The sequence below is a fragment of the Novosphingobium hassiacum genome (genome assembly GCF_014196055.1).
Taxonomy (GTDB): domain Bacteria; phylum Pseudomonadota; class Alphaproteobacteria; order Sphingomonadales; family Sphingomonadaceae; genus Novosphingobium; species Novosphingobium hassiacum.
This window is the reverse complement of record NZ_JACICY010000009.1, coordinates 1-17,592: the sequence shown is the minus strand read 5'-3', so window position 1 is coordinate 17,592 and position 17,592 is coordinate 1. Positions and strand designations below refer to the sequence as shown.

20 protein-coding genes and 1 tRNA gene are annotated in these 17,592 nt (G+C 60.3%); 10 read left to right on the top strand and 11 right to left on the bottom strand.

From position 1 onward, the window contains the following. Positions 1 to 50: 50 nt before the first annotated feature. From GGQ88_RS16275 to GGQ88_RS16240, 8 genes are all read right to left on the bottom strand, one after another. Positions 51 to 1,958 carry a KUP/HAK/KT family potassium transporter gene (locus tag GGQ88_RS16275; protein WP_183614511.1) on the bottom strand — a complete coding sequence of 636 codons (1,908 nt, stop codon included), beginning with the start codon at positions 1,956 to 1,958 and terminating at the stop codon, positions 51 to 53. A 78-nt stretch (positions 1,959 to 2,036) separates the two neighbouring features. After that, a complete protein-coding gene (locus GGQ88_RS16270; RefSeq protein ID WP_221214725.1) occupies positions 2,037 to 2,180 on the bottom strand; it encodes a hypothetical protein in 144 nt (47 codons plus the stop codon). A gap of 168 nt (positions 2,181 to 2,348) precedes the next feature. Further along, positions 2,349 to 2,699, bottom strand: coding sequence for a carboxymuconolactone decarboxylase family protein (locus tag GGQ88_RS16265; protein WP_183614509.1), 351 nt, complete (start codon positions 2,697 to 2,699; stop codon positions 2,349 to 2,351). A gap of 31 nt (positions 2,700 to 2,730) precedes the next feature. Further along, the gene (locus tag GGQ88_RS16260) at positions 2,731 to 3,516 is read right to left on the bottom strand and encodes a sulfite exporter TauE/SafE family protein (RefSeq protein ID WP_183614508.1); all 786 of its coding nucleotides are present in this window, start codon (positions 3,514 to 3,516) and stop codon (positions 2,731 to 2,733) included. 15 nt (positions 3,517 to 3,531) lie between these two features. Then, positions 3,532 to 4,455: an MBL fold metallo-hydrolase gene (locus GGQ88_RS16255; protein WP_183614507.1), complete on the bottom strand. Its 924-nt coding sequence runs from the start codon at positions 4,453 to 4,455 to the stop codon at positions 3,532 to 3,534. Continuing rightward, positions 4,452 to 5,717 (bottom strand): TolC family protein, encoded by a 1,266-nt coding sequence (locus tag GGQ88_RS16250; protein WP_183614506.1) that lies wholly within the window; start codon positions 5,715 to 5,717, stop codon positions 4,452 to 4,454. The genes GGQ88_RS16255 and GGQ88_RS16250 overlap by 4 nt, the downstream gene beginning before the upstream one ends. Before the next feature lie 12 nt (positions 5,718 to 5,729). Next, positions 5,730 to 5,933 (bottom strand): YgaP family membrane protein, encoded by a 204-nt coding sequence (locus GGQ88_RS16245; RefSeq protein WP_183614505.1) that lies wholly within the window; start codon positions 5,931 to 5,933, stop codon positions 5,730 to 5,732. Positions 5,934 to 5,944: 11 nt separating this feature from the next. After that, the gene (locus GGQ88_RS16240) at positions 5,945 to 7,225 is read right to left on the bottom strand and encodes an NAD(P)/FAD-dependent oxidoreductase (RefSeq protein ID WP_183614504.1); all 1,281 of its coding nucleotides are present in this window, start codon (positions 7,223 to 7,225) and stop codon (positions 5,945 to 5,947) included. Positions 7,226 to 7,396: 171 nt separating this feature from the next. On the opposite strand from GGQ88_RS16240, the gene GGQ88_RS16235 reads away from it, so the two are divergent. The 6 genes from GGQ88_RS16235 to GGQ88_RS16210 are packed head-to-tail and all read left to right on the top strand — an operon-like array spanning position 7,397 to position 13,312. Beyond that, positions 7,397 to 7,744 carry a rhodanese-like domain-containing protein gene (locus GGQ88_RS16235; RefSeq protein ID WP_183614503.1) on the top strand — a complete coding sequence of 116 codons (348 nt, stop codon included), beginning with the start codon at positions 7,397 to 7,399 and terminating at the stop codon, positions 7,742 to 7,744. A gap of 18 nt (positions 7,745 to 7,762) precedes the next feature. Beyond that, positions 7,763 to 8,845, top strand: a complete 1,083-nt coding sequence (locus tag GGQ88_RS16230; RefSeq protein WP_183614502.1) for an efflux RND transporter periplasmic adaptor subunit — start codon at positions 7,763 to 7,765, stop codon at positions 8,843 to 8,845. Then, on the top strand, positions 8,845 to 12,066 hold the full coding sequence (locus tag GGQ88_RS16225) for an efflux RND transporter permease subunit (RefSeq protein WP_183614501.1): 3,222 nt from the start codon (positions 8,845 to 8,847) through the stop codon (positions 12,064 to 12,066). Before GGQ88_RS16230 ends, GGQ88_RS16225 begins: the two co-directional genes overlap by 1 nt. Beyond that, positions 12,063 to 12,374 carry an ArsR/SmtB family transcription factor gene (locus tag GGQ88_RS16220; protein ID WP_183614500.1) on the top strand — a complete coding sequence of 104 codons (312 nt, stop codon included), beginning with the start codon at positions 12,063 to 12,065 and terminating at the stop codon, positions 12,372 to 12,374. Before GGQ88_RS16225 ends, GGQ88_RS16220 begins: the two co-directional genes overlap by 4 nt. Positions 12,375 to 12,399: 25 nt before the next feature. Continuing rightward, entirely contained in the window at positions 12,400 to 12,849 is a 450-nt protein-coding gene (gene trxC / locus GGQ88_RS16215; protein WP_183614499.1) for a thioredoxin TrxC, read from the top strand. A gap of 16 nt (positions 12,850 to 12,865) precedes the next feature. Further along, positions 12,866 to 13,312, top strand: coding sequence for a ferritin-like domain-containing protein (locus GGQ88_RS16210; protein ID WP_183614498.1), 447 nt, complete (start codon positions 12,866 to 12,868; stop codon positions 13,310 to 13,312). 35 nt (positions 13,313 to 13,347) lie between these two features. On the opposite strand, the gene GGQ88_RS16205 is transcribed toward GGQ88_RS16210, so the two are convergent. Further along, entirely contained in the window at positions 13,348 to 13,590 is a 243-nt protein-coding gene (locus tag GGQ88_RS16205; RefSeq protein WP_183614497.1) for an AlpA family phage regulatory protein, read from the bottom strand. A 50-nt stretch (positions 13,591 to 13,640) separates the two neighbouring features. Beyond that, positions 13,641 to 14,102, bottom strand: a complete 462-nt coding sequence (locus GGQ88_RS16200) for a helix-turn-helix domain-containing protein (RefSeq protein WP_183614496.1) — start codon at positions 14,100 to 14,102, stop codon at positions 13,641 to 13,643. Positions 14,103 to 14,677: 575 nt separating this feature from the next. Between GGQ88_RS16200 and GGQ88_RS16195 the strand changes: the two genes are divergently transcribed. Both GGQ88_RS16195 and GGQ88_RS16190 read left to right on the top strand, forming a co-directional pair. Beyond that, positions 14,678 to 15,340 carry a lytic transglycosylase domain-containing protein gene (locus GGQ88_RS16195; RefSeq protein ID WP_183614589.1) on the top strand — a complete coding sequence of 221 codons (663 nt, stop codon included), beginning with the start codon at positions 14,678 to 14,680 and terminating at the stop codon, positions 15,338 to 15,340. 44 nt (positions 15,341 to 15,384) lie between these two features. Further along, complete coding sequence (locus tag GGQ88_RS16190; RefSeq protein ID WP_221214730.1) at positions 15,385 to 15,564, top strand: DUF5818 domain-containing protein; 180 nt, start codon at positions 15,385 to 15,387, stop codon at positions 15,562 to 15,564. Here GGQ88_RS16190 and GGQ88_RS16185 read toward each other — a convergent pair. Further along, the gene (locus GGQ88_RS16185) at positions 15,552 to 16,826 is read right to left on the bottom strand and encodes a tyrosine-type recombinase/integrase (RefSeq protein WP_183614495.1); all 1,275 of its coding nucleotides are present in this window, start codon (positions 16,824 to 16,826) and stop codon (positions 15,552 to 15,554) included. The genes GGQ88_RS16190 and GGQ88_RS16185 overlap by 13 nt on opposite strands. A 94-nt stretch (positions 16,827 to 16,920) precedes the next feature. Here GGQ88_RS16185 and GGQ88_RS16180 point away from each other — a divergent pair. Further along, positions 16,921 to 17,002 (top strand) — tRNA-Lys (locus GGQ88_RS16180). Between the two features lie 317 nt (positions 17,003 to 17,319). Further along, positions 17,320 to 17,490, top strand: a complete 171-nt coding sequence (locus GGQ88_RS16175; RefSeq protein ID WP_343057245.1) for an FAD-dependent monooxygenase — start codon at positions 17,320 to 17,322, stop codon at positions 17,488 to 17,490. Positions 17,491 to 17,592 lie beyond the last annotated feature (102 nt).

Sequence of the window (17,592 nt, the reverse complement as noted above, 5' to 3'; positions counted from 1 at the left end):
GCATTGATCAAAGTCAGCCAGATGCGTGAGAACCGGATGCCTGGTTCCGTTCAGGAGAAGTGTACCGGCAGGATCTCAACCGAAAGCGGGACATCGTAGCCAAGACCGTAGTGATAATAGGTCGGCTGAGAAATCAGACGGAGCAATTCGTAAGCCCTGAAGCGAATCGCGCGGATGGGACCCATGTCGCGGGCCGGTGCCAGATGCTCGCGCACAACGTGCACGTTCCATTTCCTGTGATCGGGTTCGAGCCGGATCTCGGACTGCTGCGCCAGCTTCTGGAGCCCAAGTTCAACGTCAGGTACTTCCATAAAGCCAAAACGCATCTCGACGCGAACGAGCCGGCCATTGGGATTGTCCTCGAGTACAGTCGTCTCGAAGCGATCCTCATGGATGAAAGGAACTTTTGGATGGTCGACATGGACGAAGATGATGTTGCGAGGCAGAGCTCCGTTGCGTTCCCACAAAAGCTGTAAAAGCGCCGGCGCGCGCCGTGTCTTCTTGGCGCAATTATGCGCAGGGATCATGAGCACTGCCGTCTGCTCGATAAAATGATCGGCCGAGCGGTGAATGGCAAAGAGTTCCGGCATCGGCAGCGCGCGGCGCGACAGATATGCCGCCAGTGTCTTGGCGCGCCCCCAGTGCCAGACCAGCATCGTGGAGAACACCGCAAAGCCTATGCAGAGCGGGACATAGCCCCCTTCCAGCACTTTCGTGGAATTCGCGAAGACGAAGCCTGCATCAATCAGGACGAGCGGCGCGAAGACGAGCGAAGCGGAAAGCGATGACCATTTCCAGACTTTGCGGGCGAGGACCATCATCGCGATTGAAGTCATCAACATGTTGCCAGCAACGGCTAGCCCATAGGCGGAACCCAAGGCGGCGCTGGATCCAAAACCGATGACCAGCGCGACGCATCCGATGAACAGTAGCCAGTTGATAAAGGGAACATAGACCTCCCCAGCCTGCCCGCGATGCGTGTGTTTGATCTGCAACTGCGGGAACAGTCCCAATGCGATCGCTTGGGAAATCAGCGAAAACGTTCCTGAGATCAACGCTTGCGAGGCGATCACAGTCGAAACAGTGGCCAACACGATGAACGGCAGCAGGAGAGCGTGCGGCACGAGATGAAACAGCAGTCCGGGCCCGGCACGAGCAGGGTCCGACAGCAGATATGCCCCCTGCCCGAGATAGGTGAGGAGAAGCGCAGGAAACGCGATGGCAAACCAGGCCCGGCGAATCGGAACGGCTCCAAAATGCCCCATGTCGGCATACATCGCTTCGCCACCGGTAACGACCAATATGACAGCGCCAAGCAAGAGGAGATTAGCGCTCAGATTGCCATGAATCAGCAGTTGCACTGCGTGCAGTGGCGATAGTGCAGCCAGAATTGCGGGATGCGCAGCAATTTGCATGGCTCCCAGAACCGCGATCACGGCAAACCAGGTCAGCATGACCGGGCCAAACAGTCGTCCGACTGCGCGGCTTCCCCGGTGCTGTACCCAGAACAGGCCCGCGAGCAGGCCCAGTGTTAAAGGTATAACAAAGCCGGACAGGCTGGGTGCCGCCACCGAAAGGCCTTCGACCGCCGAAAGCACACTGATGGCCGGGGTGATTATGCCATCGCCGAACAACAGGCCTGCTCCGAGCAGGAGTGCCCAAGCCAATAGGGAACGCCCATTCCGATTAAACCGATCAAGGAGGCCATAGAGCGCGAAAACCCCGCCTTCCCCGTCGTTATCAGCACGCAGCACCAGCAACGCATATTTGAACGCCACCACAAGGGTAAGCGTCCAGAGGATGAGCGAAATTCCGCCGATAACCTCAGCCGGTGTCGGCGCCATCAATCGATGAGCAAACAGCAGCCCCACAGCATAAAGCGGCGAGGTGCCGATATCGCCGAAAACGACACCCAATGCGCCAAGTTCAGGTGCTGCGCGCAGGTCCCGCCTAGGCATTGCCGAAGGGGTCTCGCGTGGCGAGCTTGGCGCCAGCGGAACCAATCCGAAGCCACTGCATGTCAGGCGCCGTCTGGTTCAGGTCTTCACTAAGTGCGTGATTTTGCGCGCAACCAGCCAGCTTACCGGGATCGCAATCACGAAACCTGCGATTACCGCGATGATAATCGGCCGGGCAGTATCGTAGCCCATGCTGAGCGCGACGGTCACAAGGATTCCCATGAGGGTTGGGCCGATCACGAAATGCAGTGCAAATGCTATGCGACTTTGCATAGTCGGTCTCCGATCTGGCCTCTCCTACAAAGTGCACAGAAAGGTTCATTGATCTCACGCAAATAGTTGGAATTGAATGATCATATTATCGGCAAATACTGTTGCTTTTCGTCGGCATCATTTGGCGGCAGCGGCAAACTGGTCGTAGGCTTCGACAGCCTGCGCGGCGTACATGAGGCTAGGGCCGGCGCCCATATAGAGGGCCATACCCATGACCTCCATGATCTCTTCACGGCTTGCCCCTTGTTTGACGGCGGCCTGCGAATGGAAGGCGACGCAGCCATCGCAGCGAATGGCGATGGAGATGGCCAGTGCGATGAGTTCCTTGGTCTTGGTATCGAGCACCCCGGCTTCGGTTGCTGCCTTCGCCATGGCTGAAAAGGCCTTGGTGACCTCGGGCGAACCGAGGCGTACTTCCTTGATGGCGCTCGACAGCTCGCTCGCCATGGCCTGCCAATCCTTGTGCATTGCAATTCTCCTTCGATTGCCGCTCCTGCGCTCAGGATTGGAAAACCATCCAACTGCGATAGAGCATGTAGCCCGCCACGACGACGATCAGCGCGGCAAAAACTGTGTTGAGACGCCCCTTCGCGGCCGACAGCCTGCGTGCCGCAGCGGCACCAAGCACCGAGCCGACCATGCCTCCGGCAATGAAGCTGGCCGCCAGCGACCAGTCGAGCAGATCCGATGCCGCATAGTTTGCCGCAGTGGTTAGCCCGAACGCGGCCACAGCAATGAGCGACGTCCCGATGGCCCGGTAAATAGGCATAGACGTAGATGCGACCAACGCGGGCACAATCAGGAACCCGCCGCCGATGCCGAAAAACCCTGACAGCATCCCCGTGCCGACGCCGAACAGGATGACCTTGGGCAGATTGTCGCGGTTGCAATGGACGCCTTCGATCCCAGCTTCACCGCGGCCGCGATACATCGCGAAAGCCACGACCAGCATCAACAGGGCAAACAGGAACAGCAGTTTCTGGCCGTCAAAAGCCTTGCCGAGGGTCGAACCGCCGAGCGCGCCCATCACGCCGGCGAGGGCAAAGGAGCCGCCGCACCGCCAGTTGACGTTCTTTTCGCGAGCATGATTGAACAGCCCAGCCAGCGCATTGGCGGCCACGGCCAGCGCGCTGGTGCCGATAGCCAGATGCGGGCTTTTCACGCCCACGACATAGACCATCAAGGGCACGGCCAGAATCGAACCACCACCGCCGACAAGACCAAGGGTGAAGCCGATCAGCACACCGCTCAGCGCACCCAGGATATATTGGAGTTCGCTGAACATCGGCGCGCCTTGCGATTAAAGGAGATTCAGCGGCAGCTTGAGATAACTGACACCATTTGCTTCCGGTTCGGGCAGATGCCCGGCGCGGATATTGACCTGGATCGAGGGCAGGATGAGCCGCGGCATGCCCAGAGTCTTGTCGCGCGCCTCGCGCATGGTGCCGAAATCATCTTCGCTCACGCCGTCATGGACATGGACATTGCCCGTTCGCTCGGCTCCGATGGTCGTTTCCCAGACATAGGTCTCGCGGCCTGGTGCCTTGTAATCGTGGCACAGGAAGACGCGGGTCTCATCGGGCAACTGCATCAGGCGCCGGATTGAGCGGAAAAGTGTGCGGGCATCGCCGCCCGGGAAGTCGGCACGGGCAGAGCCATAATCTGGCATGAACAGCGTGTCGCCAACGAAGACAGCGTCCCCGATGACATAGGCAAGGCACGCAGGCGTATGACCGGGAACGTGGAGTGCGATGGCGCCGAGATTGCCGATCGCAAAGGTCTCGCCATCGCTCATCAGGCGGTCGAACTGCGAACCATCGCGCGCGAAACTTGTCGGCTCGTTGAAAATTCCGGCAAATACATTCTGAACGGTCACGATCTCGCGCCCGATGACCAGCATGCCGCCGAGTTGCTGTTGGAGATAGGGTGCATCCGACAGATGATCGGCGTGGGCATGGGTTTCCAGCAGCCAGTCGACAGTCAGCTTCTGTTCGTGCACATACGCAATGATGGCGTCGGCGGATGCATGGCTGGTCCGGCCGGCTGCCTGATCGAAATCCAGCACGGAATCGATGATCGCGGCGCGGCGGGTCACCGGGTCATGCACCACATGCGTTGCCGTGAAAGTCGGCTCGTCGAAAAATGTCCGGATCACGGGCTTGCCCGCTACCGCACACGCGGCTTCGATCTGGGCTTTCGCGGCCTGAAGGGCACTGTCGTTCATGGGGCGATATTCCCGGTGAGAGCATTCAGCCGCCAGGCTGCAACGGTCTGCATGCCTTCGGCCTGAAGCAATGCCGCTTCGGCCTCGATAGCTTCTCGTTCCGCATCGAGCACGGCTAGCGTGGGCTTAGCGCCGACCTGGGCTTCGAGCCGCGTGCCCCGCAGCGCCTCGGCGGCGGCATCGGTGCGCAGACGCGAGGCATCGGTCATGCGCCGCGCGGTGACCAGACCCTGCCACGCGTCAATGACCATACCCTCCAACGTCTGGTCGGCCTGCCTGAGCCTTGCCTCGCTGGCATCAAGATCGGCATCAGCAGCCCGTGTTTGCGAAGAGACACGTCCACCGGCCCACAAAGTCCAACGACCGCGCACACCCACGGCAACCGAATCCGCCTTGTAACCAGGGAAAAATTGGTCGCGAACATGCGCGGCTTCGGCGAACGCGCCGACAGAGGGCATGCCTTCTGCTTTGGCGGAGCGAACCCCGGCGCGCGCGACATCAACGCCCGACTTGGCTTGCCGCAAGGCCGGGTTGGAGGTCCGCGCCATGTCCAATGCTTCATCGAGCGTTGCCGGAATATGCGGCAATTCTGGCAGAGGTGCGAGATCCCCGGCAGGTTTTCCGGTCAGGCGCTGATAAGCGGCTTCAGCGGAAGCGCGCCGCCCTTGCGCCTGCGCGAAACCAGCGTCGGCTTCTGCTTTGCGGGCACGGGCCTGGGCCAGTTCGGAACTGGCGATCTCTCCCGCGCGAAAGCGCAGGCCTGCTTGCCGCTCGGTCTCGACCAACTCACTGACGAGCCGGTCGTACCGGGCTTCGAGTTTTCTCGACGTCAGCACTTCGGTGTAAGTGCTGACGGCAAGCACGATGGTTTGCAACCGCGCCTGTTCAGCGCCAAAGCGGGCCATGTCCGCGCCGCCACGCGCCTGATCGATCGCTGATGAAATTCGGCCACCTGCGTAGAGCGGCATCTCAGCTGTTGCCTGCAACGCCAGCGGCGAAACGTTGTCGGCAGTGATCCCGAAAAATCCTCCGTTATCGATCCTCCCGGCCCCGTAGGAGCCTTCGATTCGCAGCAGCGGATTGCTCTCGGCCCGCGCCCGGTCGAGCCGGGCTTTCGCCGCCGCCTCACCGGCGTTTGCTTCGGCAAGCGTGGGGGCGTTTGCCAGAGCATCGGTGATAGCGGCGGCGAGATCCTGCGCCGAAACCGGGGGGGCGGCAACGAGGCAGGATAGCGTGACCATAGGCAGGATCAGACGGCGCATGTCAGGTCCGATTCAGTTGAACGCATTGCCGGGCCTGACACCCAGCTTCTTGAAAATCATTGCCGCAGGGCAAAAGCCGGTGAAGCTGGCCTGAAACAGGTTCGCACCCGCAAACGCGGTCAGCCAGAGAAAGCCGGGATGGACCCAGTGCGCCAGAGCCAGGCTGGCCAGCACGACCACACCGGCAAAACGGAATACTGCTGCATCAAGCATCATGACCATTCTCCTTATTTGAAACGCAGCTTGCGGATGCCGAGGGCATGCATCGCCAGCTTTTCGTAGAAGGGTTCGCTGGTGCCGCGCCGAACTTTGTGGAGGAAATATTTCTCGAAGCCGATCTTCGCGAGGTGAACCCATTTCCCGCTCGACGACCAGTTAAGGTTGCGCGGCGGGATCTGCGGTTGCGCCACGAATGCCACCCCGCCATCGCCAAAGTCGGCCAGGCAGACGGCATTCCAGGTGGCCTCTTCGACCGGTTCCTTGCCTTCCAACTCGAGCTTGAGATTGGCGGCAATGGCGGTGACCATCGATTCGATCATGAAGCCGGTCTTGGGCACGCCCACAGGAACGGGCGTCGGCCCGATCGGCGGGATCGCCACACATACCCCCAGCGAATACACATTCTTGAATGTCGGATTGCGCTGGTGCTTGTCGGCGAGAATGAACCCGCGCGGATTAGTCAGTCCCTCGATACCATGGACGGCAGCGACGCCCCTGAACGCTGGCAGGATCATCGAATAGCCGAACTGAAGGTCATGGGCCGATTTGACCGAACCGTCATCGGCAACTTCCTCGACGTGCATCATGCCCTCTTCCACATTCGTGATACGGGCGTTGGTAATCCACTTTATGTGGCGATTGCGAAGTTCGCTCTCGAGAAGGGTTTTGGTATCGCCCACCCCGTCGAGTCCAAGATGGCCAATGTAAGGTTCCGGGCTGATATAGGTCATCGGCACGCGATCACGAATCTTGCGGCGCCTGAGTTCGGTATCAAGAATCAGGGCAAACTCATACGCCGGACCATAGCATGAGGCCCCTTGCGCGGCGCCCACTACGATCGGCTTGGGGTCTTCGCAGAACTTGTCGAAGGCATCCGCTGCATGAGATGCATGGTCGGTGCGGCAGACCGATTGCGTGAAGCCGTCGGGGCCAAGCCCGGCCACTTCGTCGAATGCAAGCTCGGGCCCGGTTGCGATCACGAGGTAATCGTAGGGCAGCGAGGTGCCATCATTGAGCTCGACGCGGTTTTCCTGAGGATGCACGCGCTTTGCACCCACAGCCGTAAACCCGATGCCCTTCTTCTTCATGATTGGGGGAAGATGAACCTTGATCGCCTCGGGTTCACGCCAGCGCACCGCGACCCAGGGATTGCTGGGGACGAACCAGTAATCTTCCTGATCATTGATCACCGTGACCTCCGCCTTGCCCTTGGCGGCATCGCGGATTTCATAAGCGGCGATCGTTCCTCCAAGACCTGCGCCTAGGATGATGATCTGGGGCAATGACATATCGGTTCTCCCGCAATCTTGTCTGACGCCGCGGTCCCTCAGGAAATCTGTCGAAACGCGCGCCGACACTCTGTATCGGACTTGACTTATATAAGGCGTTTCCGATATGAGCAAGGGGTAATGTTTGCACATAGCCGCTTGAGAGCGGTCACCCGACGAAAGGACGAGCACATGGTTTTTGGGTTTGGCAAAGGCAAGGCGAGTTCCGGGCATCCTGAACTGACCGCGCAGGAACTCGACGCAATGCTGCGCACGGGTGATGCGGTCGTCGTCGATGTCCGAGAAGTTGACGAGTTTGCAGCGGGTCACATCCCCGGTGCGATCAACATGCCGCTGTCGACGTTCCAGCCATCCCGGCTGCCGGACACCGGAGCAAAGAAGTTGGTCCTCACCTGTCTCGGCGGCAAACGATCAGCCATGGCGCTCGACAAGTGTGGCGTGGCGCAGGCTACGGTCGACACTCATCTCGCGGGCGGTTTTGGCGCCTGGCAGTCGGCCGGCCTGCCGGTCGAACGATAAGAAACGTCAGCAAGGAAAATGACGATGCGGGGATACCTGTTGGCCTTGACCGCTCTCAGCACAGCGGTTCTCAGTCTGCCACTGACTGGTTGCAGCAGCGGCGAGGAGACTGCGCAGACAGCAAAGGCGCCTGCAGGACCCCGTTTGGTCCTAGGCGCCAGTGACACGGTCAGCTGGCAGGACGTGAGCGCGGAAATCGCTACGGTCGATCAGGCTCAGGTGCTGGCTCGCATTCCGGGCATATTGACCACGCTGACGGTCAAGGAAGGCGACATGGTCGCGAAGGGCCAGGTCATCGGACGCATTGTCGACAGCCAGCTGGGCTATCAGGCAGGAGCTTATGGCGCACAGGCTGCCGCCGCTCAGGCCCAGGCCGCCCAGGCGCAAAGCGAACTTTCGCGTGTGCGTTTCCTTTACCAGAACGGTGTCTATGCCAAAGCGAGGCTCGAACAGGCACAGGCAGCCGCCACAGCCGCCAACGCCCAGATCCGCGCCGCACAGGCACAGCAAGCTGCGGTGGGTGCCGTGGCCGGGCAAGGCGCGGTGACGGCACCTGCCAATGGCCGCGTCTTGCGTGCCGATGTTCCGGCCGGTTCCCCGGTTGCACCAGGCATGGCGATCGCCGTGATTACCGCTGGTCCCACGATTGTCCGCCTCGAAATGCCAGAATCGCTGGCCGACAAAGTCCATGCAGGATCGCGGGTGACCACAAGCAGCCTGAATGCCGGAGCGGGCAGCGGAACGAGCGTGGGAACTGTGATCAAGGTCTATCCATCGGTCACCGCAGGGCAGGTTACGGTTGATGTGGATATGCCGGGAATCGACAGCAAGCTGATCGGCCGCCGAGTTGCCGCCAAGGTCGAGACAGGCACGCACAAGGCGCTGCTGGTACCGGCGAGCTTTATCACAAATCGCTATGGCATCGATTACGTGACCCTCCTGACCAAGGACGGTTCTGCCGCGCAGGTGCCCGTGCAGACTTCAGCCACGACCGAACCGGGGAAGGTCGAAATCCTGTCGGGCGCAGCTGCTGGCGATACGCTGATAGGTCCGACTGGCGCGGTCCCAAGCGCTGATCAGTCAAACGGGGCGAAGCACTGATGAATCTCGGCATTTCGGGAAAGCTCACCCGGGCGACGATCATGTCGCCGCTCACGCCACTGTTCCTGCTGGCAGCAATTCTTGTCGGGTTGCTGGCAACGATCACGATTCCCCGCGAGGAAGAGCCGCAGATCAAAGTGCCGATGGTCGACATCATGGTCCAGGCACCGGGGCTTTCCGCACGAGAAGCTGTCGAACTGGTGGGCAAGCCGCTTGAGACCATCGTCAAGAGCGTCGACGGTGTCGAGCACGTCTATACCCAAGCGCAGGACAATGGCGCTCTGGTCACTGCCCGGTTCCTCGTCGGCTCGAATCCCGAGGACGCGGCAATCCGGATCAACGAGAAAATCGAGGCCAACAAGGACCGTATTCCAGTTGGCATCCCTGCGCCGCAAGTGACCGTGCGCGGGATCAACGACGTGCCGATCGTGGTGCTAACGCTGACCCCCAAACCGGGCGCGGCGGGACGATGGGACGACCAGGCACTCTCCGAACTCGCTGGCAAACTCAGGACCGAAATCGCCAAGGTCGATGACGTCGGCCTGACCTTCATCACCGGCGGCCAGCATATGGCGCTGAGGGTGGTGCCGGATCCCGCAAAACTGGCTCTCTACCGCGTGCCGCTGGGCAATCTGATCGAAGCTGTTTCACAGGCCAATCGCGCCTTTCCGGCAGGAACCGTCCGCGAAGGCGGACAGGCGGCGTTGGTTGTGGCGGGCCAGACGCTGCGCGATGCACAGGAACTTTCCAGCCTGACCGTGCGCTCCGCGAGCGGCGCTCCGGTCCTGCTCTCCGATGTGGCTAAGATCGAGCAGGCCCCGACGCAGAATCAGGCCCGCGCATGGCGCTGGGCCAAGGATGACCGTGCAGCCTGGAATATGGGGCCGGCAGTCAGTCTCGCCATTGCCAAGCGCGCAGGGGCTAATGCAGTTGCCGTTTCAGAAGGCGTTGTCGAGCGGGTGGGCACCCTCAAAGCCACGCTGATCCCTGCGGGCGTCGAAGTCTCCGTCACGCGCAACTATGGCGAAAGCGCCAACGACAAGGCCAACGAGCTCATCTTCCACCTCGCGCTGGCGACCGTCTCGATCGTCGTGCTGATCGGCTTTGCGATTGGCTGGCGTGAGGCAGGCGTCACCGCCATCGTCATTCCGACCACGATCATGCTGACCATGTTCGCGTCGAACGTCATGGGCTTCACGATCAACCGAGTCAGCCTGTTCGCGCTGATCTTCTCGATTGGCATCCTTGTCGACGACGCCATCGTCATGATCGAGAACATCGCCCGGCACTGGGCGATGAACGATGGCCGCAGCCGGATCGACGGTGCGGTCGATGCCGTGGCGGAAGTTGGCAACCCGACGATCATTGCGACGCTGACCGTGGTCGCCGCACTGCTGCCGATGCTGTTCGTCTCAGGTCTGATGGGCCCCTACATGGCTCCGATCCCGATCAACGCCAGCGCTGCGATGATCTTCAGCTTCTTCGTCGCGGTGATCATTGCCCCGTGGCTGATGGTCCGCTTTGCCAGGCAGACGCTGGCGCACGGTCACGAAGAGCACGGTGGCAAGCTGGGTGCGCTCTACAAACGCTACGCCAGCAAGGTCATCGCCACGCCGCAGAGCGCCAAGCGTTTTCTCGTCGTAGTCGGCATCGCGACGCTGGTCGCCTGCTCGATGTTCTACTTCAAGGCGGTGACGGTGAAGTTGCTGCCGTTCGACAACAAGAGCGAAGTGCAGCTTGTCGCCGACCTGCCAGAGGGCGCAAGCCTCGAAACAACCGCGCGCGTGCTGGAACAGGCTGCTGCTGTGGCAAGGACGGTGCCCGAAGTCACCTCAATGGAAGCCTATGCGGGGACCTCCGCGCCGTTCAACTTCAACGGGCTGGTCCGGCATTATTTCCTGCGCAATGCCCCTGAAATGGGTGATCTGATGATCACCCTGCTGCCCAAGGGTGATCGCTCGCGCTCCAGCCACGAGATTGCGGTGGACCTGCGCGAGAAACTCAAGGCAATCCCCATGCCCGCTGGCGGCTCGCTCAAGGTCGTCGAAACCCCGCCGGGGCCACCCGTGCTGGCAACGCTGCTGGCGGAGATCTATGGCCCGGATGAGGCAACCCGCCAGAAAACCGCGGCGCAGGTGGAGGCGATCTTCAAGTCGGTGCCTTACATCGTCGATGTCGACAACAGCTTCGGACAGCCCCGCCCCACCCTCAAGCTGGTCCCTGATCGGGCGAAGCTCGATCACTATGGCCTGTCCGAGCGCCAGTTGTTCGACAGCATTGGCGCGTTGATGGGGACGCAAGTCGTCGGCTATGCCCCCAGATCTGAATTGGGCGGGAATGATCGCGATCCGCTGCCGATCGAGCTCGCACTCGATCAGTCGCAGCGCAGCTGGTCGGCCTCTCTCGCCGCCACACCCGTCGCCGCAACGCCCACTGGCCAGCTCGTGCCGCTGGGCGAACTCGTGACCGCGAAAATGGAGCCCGGCGGCCAGGCGATCTTCCGCCGTGACGGGCGCGGCGCGACGATGGTCACCGCCGAACTCGCCGGGCGCTACGAGGCGCCAATCTACGGAATGCTCGCTGTTGATGATGCCATCAACAGCTTTGACTGGAAGGCCCACGGGTTGGTCAAGCCGGACATCATTCTTCACGGCCAACCCGAGGACGAGAGCAAAGCCTCGGTCCTGTGGGACGGCGAATGGGAAATCACCTGGGTGACCTTCCGCGATATGGGCGGTGCCTTCATGGTGGCGCTGCTGGGCATCTATGTGCTGGTGGTCGGCCAGTTCCGCAGCTTCACCATCCCGCTGGTGATCCTCACCCCGATACCGCTGACGCTGGTCGGCATTGTGCTCGGCCACATCCTGTTCAGCGCGCCGTTTACCGCGACCTCCATGATCGGGTTCATCGCGCTCGCCGGGATTATCGTACGCAACTCGATCCTGCTCGTGGACTTCATCCGCCACACGCGCAGTCCGGACAAGAGCTTGCGTGAAACCTTGCTGGAGGCCGGCATGATCCGCTTCAAGCCGATCGTCCTTACCGCAGCGGCGGCGATGATCGGGGCAGCGGTGATCCTGACCGACCCGATCTTCCAGGGGTTGGCGATTTCGCTTCTGTTCGGCCTCGCCTCCTCGACCTTGCTGACGGTGCTCGTTATTCCAGCAATTTACATAGTCCTGCGCGACGATGGTCGCCCGTTTCCGGAACCTGCAACATGAAGCCGACCGATCTTTCTGAACTCAAGGCCAACGCCGTGGTCATGGCGGGGCGCCTCAAGCTGATGAGCCACCCCGAACGACTGCTGATGTTGTGCCGGATGGATGAGGGCGAAGTCTCGGTAACGGAACTTGTTGAACTGGCCGGACTTTCACAATCCTCTGTCTCTCAGCATCTGGCGATGCTTCGTGAGGAAGGTGTGGTCAGCATTCGAGGTGAGGCACAGACCCGATTCTACAGCCTGAAGGACCCCATTGTGCGTGGGGTCATTCATGCCTTGTGCGAACTATGCAGAGACGCCGGCCGATGACAGTCGTAGAGCACGGAATGCAGCCATGAGTGCAACCGATCCCGTCCTGATCATCTGTCCGACCTGCTCGACGACCAATCGGGTGCCGCGTGCCAAGCTCGGTGCGGGCGGAAAATGCGGTCGGTGTGCATCAGCGTTATTTGGCGGACATCCTGTGACACTTGGGTCCCCCAATTTCGAGGCGTATCTTAACAAGAGTGGCATCCCGCTGCTGGTCGATTTCTGGGCGTCCTGGTGTGGACCCTGCCGTCAGATGGCACCGGCGTTCGAGGCCGCAGCCTCCCAGCTCGAGCCCTATATCCGGTTAGGCAAACTCGACACGGAAGCCGAGCAAGCGATTGCGTCGCGCTTTGCTATTCGTTCCATCCCGACGATGATCCTGTTTGCCGACGGCAAGGAGGTCGCCCGCCAATCCGGCGCCATGCCTGCGGGCGCAATCGTGTCGTGGGCCAGGCAGGCAATACCTGCGCGATAAAAAGTCAGGATCAGAAATGGCAAAGCCAGACATTGCTGCAATTCTTAACGAAGCTCTCGAGGACGAGCGCAAGGCCGAGGCGACCTACGCCGCAATTATAGAGCGATTTGGGCCTGTGAGGCCGTTCATCAACATCGTGGATGCAGAAACACGCCACTCCCGGGCATTAGAACGTCAAATGGAGCGGCTGGGAATCACCATTCCGGCCAATCTGTGGATGGGACAAGGGTCTGCTCCCAATAGCCTGACGGCCGCCTGCGAGGCCGCAGTCGTCGGTGAAATCGAGAACATTGCACTCTACGATCGGTTGCTTCCTTTGGTGCAAGACCCAACTGCTCGCAGCGTCCTTGAGAACTTGCAGTCCGCGTCGCGTGACAATCACTTGCCAGCATTCCGACGTTGTCTCACTCGCGAGCAAGGTGAAGCGACACTAGGCGGCGGTCATGGACGACGGGGTCGCTAAGGATTTGCCATGTTCCTCCACGCCCATTGCGTGTGTCAGGGACGGCGCGTTGCAATCTCGTCGATCCATGCGTTGATTTCAGCTTCAACCCAGACTGCGCATTTAGCGCCGAGCGACCGCGATTTCGGGAACCTGCCTTCGCTCATGCGCTGATAGATGGCCGAGCGCTTCATACCGACTCGAGCTATGACTTCCGGCAAGCGCAACAGGCGAGCAGGTGGTGGAGTCACTTCCACGCCAGAAACTGCGATATCTTCATTTTGGGGAACTGCGGTCATTGGTCATTCCTGATTGCCAAATGGCTCGGTCCCCTCCGAGATTGCTTGGATCACCTGGGCAGGGACATCGAAATGTCGCGGTTGGCGAAGTCATCAATGTGCTTCGCCAGCATGCGCGCCACGAGCTGAGATGTGCCATTGGCCCATCGCGGCCGCAGATCATGTGTCCTGCGGCCAAGTGTTCGGTCGAGATGGCCAGGCAAGCTGGTGAAAAACTCCTCCAGAAACTCACCCATCTCAGAACGCATCCACTCGCAAGCAAGGTCTTCCTGTCCTGCGAGGGCAAGGATCATGCAGGCACGAGGATAGGCCCCACAGACGGAGAGAATACGGGCCGCTTCGTCCAGGCCGATGGCGCGTTCGCCGCGCATGACCCGAAGCAATGTCTCCCGGTGCATACCGACTTCGCGGGCGATCTGGTGCCGCGGCTTGTCTGCAGCTTCGACGGCGTGGGCGAGAATCCGGGCGAGGCCGTTGTTGGCCTGAACGGATACAGAAGGTGGTTGATACATGCTGACTCTCCTTAATGAACGACGGTGAGTCGCAGCCATATCCCGAGACGCATCTTGTAGGAAAATAAAAAGAACAAATACGGAATATCTCGGTTATCGGCGAATCGTTTCCATAATGTGATTCGCCGGCAAAGTCCGGCAGTTTCGCCGAAGATTCCCAGCAAGTTGCTGGCTAAAATCCGTCAGTTTCTGCCAGAATCGCCGCTATGGGGACGCCAATCCGTCCGCATTCGTCCGGCCCGACATCAGTTCCGCTGGCAACGCTTTCCTACAACGATTTCCTAGATGCATGTGGTCTGCACAGCGAACGCAAGGACGCTGTGTCCACCCCTCTCCAAACGGAGCTCCGCATGCAGTCCCTCACCCTCACCCGGCGCGCTGGCGCCAACCATACCCTCGCCTCGAAGTTCGGCCGCGCCCTCAATATCGCCATCCCAGTCGCCATTGCCGCTCTCGCGGCAAGTGCGGCCTATGCCGGCGCCGACACGACGTTCACCCCCGCACTGACGAAGTTCACCTACAAGCTATGTTCTATATATGTTCCCATCCGATTCGGCCATAGAAGGAATCGAGATATGAAACTGAAATGGGCAACGGTCACAGCGGCGGTAGCGGGATTGGCGTTCGTCGTCCCGGCGCAGGCGCAGGAGGAAACGGCCCCCGAAGCTGCGGCGTCACCTGAGGTTCGACCTTACGGCTTCCGCGTGGAAGAGGCGTCAAACGGTTTTCAATTGGTCGAACACGGGATCTGGCAGGGACCTCAGAATATGACTACGTCCGCTGCCCCTAGCCTCGAAGCGGGCCGGACCTACCTCCCCTATCGCTATGCAAAACCAGAAAGCAGGGGGCCGTCGGGATTTCGTCGGGCAAGCTACCTTCCCCATATCTATGCCGCAGAAACGCAATATGCCTTGCCGGCGGGCCTTCTCGACGCGTTGGTATGGACGGAGTCCCGATATAATCCTGTGGCGATTAGCAAGGCTGGTGCCGCTGGCCTGGGTCAGTTGATGCCAGCGACCGCCCGCGACCTTGGCGTATCAAACCGCTTTGATCCAATGGCGAACATCTTTGGCGCTGCACGGTATCTTCGGCAGATGCTCGACAAGTTCGGGGTAGTGCATCTGGCCCTCGCTGCATACAATGCAGGTCCTGGCGCCGTCGAGCGAGCTGGTGGTATCCCACGCAATGGCGAGACACCGGCCTATGTGCGCGATGTGCTGCGTCATTGGCGGTTCTGAGCAAGGGGATGGTTGTGAGTTCCGGTCGAATACGCGTGTCAGGAATGCTGAGCCGCGGCAGGCGCGGGATGATCCTGACCACGAAAGCTGACGAGGTCTGGATCGTCGAAAGCGAGGAAGTTGCGGACGATCTCATCGGCTCGAAGGTGGTCGTTGAAGGCGTTGTTGCAGGGATGGATCGCCTACGAGCCGACTGGATTGGCGCGGACAATCACCTCTCCTGATTCTCCTGCGGCGGATATTTCGCGACGAGTTGGAGAACCTCCCTGCCCCATAGCGCGAGAGCTTCGCGCTTCTCATTGGTGTACTGATGCCGATGATAAACTCCGGCGACACCGGCCATTGCCGAGCCCGACTGATGGTTGAGAACAGCTTCCGAAACGACCAGCGGTATTCCAAGCCTTTGCAGGCCGGTCGCCACTGTCCGGCGAATATCATGCATGGTGAAATGACTGGCTTCATAGCCAAGCTTCTCGTCCACGCTTGCCCGAATCCGCTTCCAGGCCTTTGACAGCCCACTAACGCTGTTCGTGTTGGTGACCTTGGATGCCAAAAGAATCTGGGATTGCTTGTGAGCTTCGTCAGGGGCGATCCCCGCCGCCGCAAAAATCTCGGATACGACTGCATATGCCTGCGCAGACAGAGGCACCACGTTCGCCTTTCCGTTTTTCGCCCTGTCTCCCGGCACGGTCCAAACCTTCCCCTTGAAATCGAACTCGTCGCAAGTCGCGTCGAGCACTTCTCCTCTGCGCTGGGCCGTAAGGACCAGCATTTGTACAAGATGACCAAACGGATAGCCGTCCTCGACAGCAGCCTGCCAAAGTGCCGCGAGTTCGCGGTCGCTGAGTACGCGGTCCCGAGGCTCGCTCCGCTTCGGACGCCATGCATCGCGGCACGGATTGGCTGGCAAATGCTCGAGCCTGGTGAGCGCCCAGGTGTAGAACGTGGAGAGATGGCGATAAACGATGCGCGCCATCGTCAGGGTTTCCTTACCCCGCTCGAATGCGATCTTCTCGACAAAGCGGCTCACGTCGCTTCGAGTGATGGAATCGGCGAGACGGTCTCCCAGCTCGGGTTCGATGTATTTCCGGAACACCCGGTCGAACTCCTTTGCGCTGCGCTTTTTGCCCTCGATCTGCTGGGACAGATAAATCTCGTATAGCTCGGCGACCGTCCCAACGCCCTTCGATCCCTTCCTCTTCGCGCCAGGCTTTCTGGCGATGTTCTTGCCCTGCTCAACATCCACGAGGAGATCCCGTGCCTTCCGCCGAGCATTGGCAAGCGTAAAGCTCGGGCCATGGCGTCCGATCGTGACATTCAACCACTTGCCCTGAACCCGCTTGCGCAGAATGTATGTCTTGATACCACTGGCACCCATGCGGAGCCTAAGTCCGGGGACGATACCATCGGCGAGCTCTATCTGACCCGCAGCCGGCGCCTTCAGCCCTGCGATCCTAGCATCCGTCAAACCTACTTTGTTCGCCATATGCACCTGCTACCTTAGGTAGCTTTTTGTAGTGGATACTGGCGAACATTTCAAGAACAATGCGGACTATGAATCGCAGATTTCCGCCAATTTTGGACACATGCGGACGCGCTTGGACCCTCTGATCATGGCTCTTAATCAGCGGGTCCTTGGTTCGAGCCCAAGTGCGTCCACCACTCTTCGTTACACGTCATACGGTTACGTCAACGTCGTCGGACCATCTGGCGCCTGGTATGACCCCCCGCAGAAGCAGCGCGATCACGCGTCTGGCTGGCCACGTCCGGTGAAGCCGGGGCGCCGGGTAGACGAATGTGTTATGAAATAGACGAGAAGCCGGTACGCTTGATCGGTTAGGATGAGGCGGCAGTGGGAGCGTCTCCAGGCCGGAACAGAGCAAATGCTGGCCCGTCTTGGATTTTCTGGCCCGCTTGCTATCCTGTGATCAATAGAATCCCCGACAGACGGTTTGTCCTGATCTTATCCGGACGCAGCGGTGGGAAGCGGGTTTTTGCAATGGGAAGAGCTGCGAAAGGAGGATGTTCTAGTAGTTGGCGGTGGGCCCGTTGGGTTGATCGCCGCGATCGGTCTCGCCCGACAAGGGCTTCAAGTCCGGATCATCGAGGCCGAACACGGAGTGCTGCCGACACCAAGGGCCATGGGCTAGGCCCGCCATGTCGCGCGGCGATCTGGATGAGAAAGCGCGACAATCAAGATGAGAATCCGGTGTGTTGGGATCGGCGTAGGGCGTAGCCCGAAGCCGATCCCA

What these genes read in the sequence shown, in the direction of transcription:
- GGQ88_RS16240 (WP_183614504.1), bottom strand. Translation starts at nt 7,225, where the DNA reads ATGTCATTGCCCCAGATCATCATCCTAGGCGCAGGTCTTGGAGGAACG.
- GGQ88_RS16200 (WP_183614496.1), bottom strand. Translation starts at nt 14,102, where the DNA reads ATGTATCAACCACCTTCTGTATCCGTTCAGGCCAACAACGGCCTCGCC.
- GGQ88_RS16195 (WP_183614589.1), top strand. Translation starts at nt 14,678, where the DNA reads ATGAAACTGAAATGGGCAACGGTCACAGCGGCGGTAGCGGGATTGGCG.
- GGQ88_RS16230 (WP_183614502.1), top strand. Translation starts at nt 7,763, where the DNA reads ATGACGATGCGGGGATACCTGTTGGCCTTGACCGCTCTCAGCACAGCG.
- GGQ88_RS16190 (WP_221214730.1), top strand. Translation starts at nt 15,385, where the DNA reads ATGCTGAGCCGCGGCAGGCGCGGGATGATCCTGACCACGAAAGCTGAC.
- GGQ88_RS16225 (WP_183614501.1), top strand. Translation starts at nt 8,845, where the DNA reads ATGAATCTCGGCATTTCGGGAAAGCTCACCCGGGCGACGATCATGTCG.
- GGQ88_RS16250 (WP_183614506.1), bottom strand. Translation starts at nt 5,717, where the DNA reads ATGCGCCGTCTGATCCTGCCTATGGTCACGCTATCCTGCCTCGTTGCC.
- GGQ88_RS16265 (WP_183614509.1), bottom strand. Translation starts at nt 2,699, where the DNA reads ATGCACAAGGATTGGCAGGCCATGGCGAGCGAGCTGTCGAGCGCCATC.
- GGQ88_RS16270 (WP_221214725.1), bottom strand. Translation starts at nt 2,180, where the DNA reads ATGGGAATCCTTGTGACCGTCGCGCTCAGCATGGGCTACGATACTGCC.
- GGQ88_RS16245 (WP_183614505.1), bottom strand. Translation starts at nt 5,933, where the DNA reads ATGATGCTTGATGCAGCAGTATTCCGTTTTGCCGGTGTGGTCGTGCTG.
- GGQ88_RS16255 (WP_183614507.1), bottom strand. Translation starts at nt 4,455, where the DNA reads ATGAACGACAGTGCCCTTCAGGCCGCGAAAGCCCAGATCGAAGCCGCG.
- GGQ88_RS16235 (WP_183614503.1), top strand. Translation starts at nt 7,397, where the DNA reads ATGGTTTTTGGGTTTGGCAAAGGCAAGGCGAGTTCCGGGCATCCTGAA.
- trxC (WP_183614499.1), top strand. Translation starts at nt 12,400, where the DNA reads ATGAGTGCAACCGATCCCGTCCTGATCATCTGTCCGACCTGCTCGACG.
- GGQ88_RS16205 (WP_183614497.1), bottom strand. Translation starts at nt 13,590, where the DNA reads ATGACCGCAGTTCCCCAAAATGAAGATATCGCAGTTTCTGGCGTGGAA.
- GGQ88_RS16260 (WP_183614508.1), bottom strand. Translation starts at nt 3,516, where the DNA reads ATGTTCAGCGAACTCCAATATATCCTGGGTGCGCTGAGCGGTGTGCTG.
- GGQ88_RS16275 (WP_183614511.1), bottom strand. Translation starts at nt 1,958, where the DNA reads ATGCCTAGGCGGGACCTGCGCGCAGCACCTGAACTTGGCGCATTGGGT.
- GGQ88_RS16220 (WP_183614500.1), top strand. Translation starts at nt 12,063, where the DNA reads ATGAAGCCGACCGATCTTTCTGAACTCAAGGCCAACGCCGTGGTCATG.
- GGQ88_RS16210 (WP_183614498.1), top strand. Translation starts at nt 12,866, where the DNA reads ATGGCAAAGCCAGACATTGCTGCAATTCTTAACGAAGCTCTCGAGGAC.
- GGQ88_RS16185 (WP_183614495.1), bottom strand. Translation starts at nt 16,826, where the DNA reads ATGGCGAACAAAGTAGGTTTGACGGATGCTAGGATCGCAGGGCTGAAG.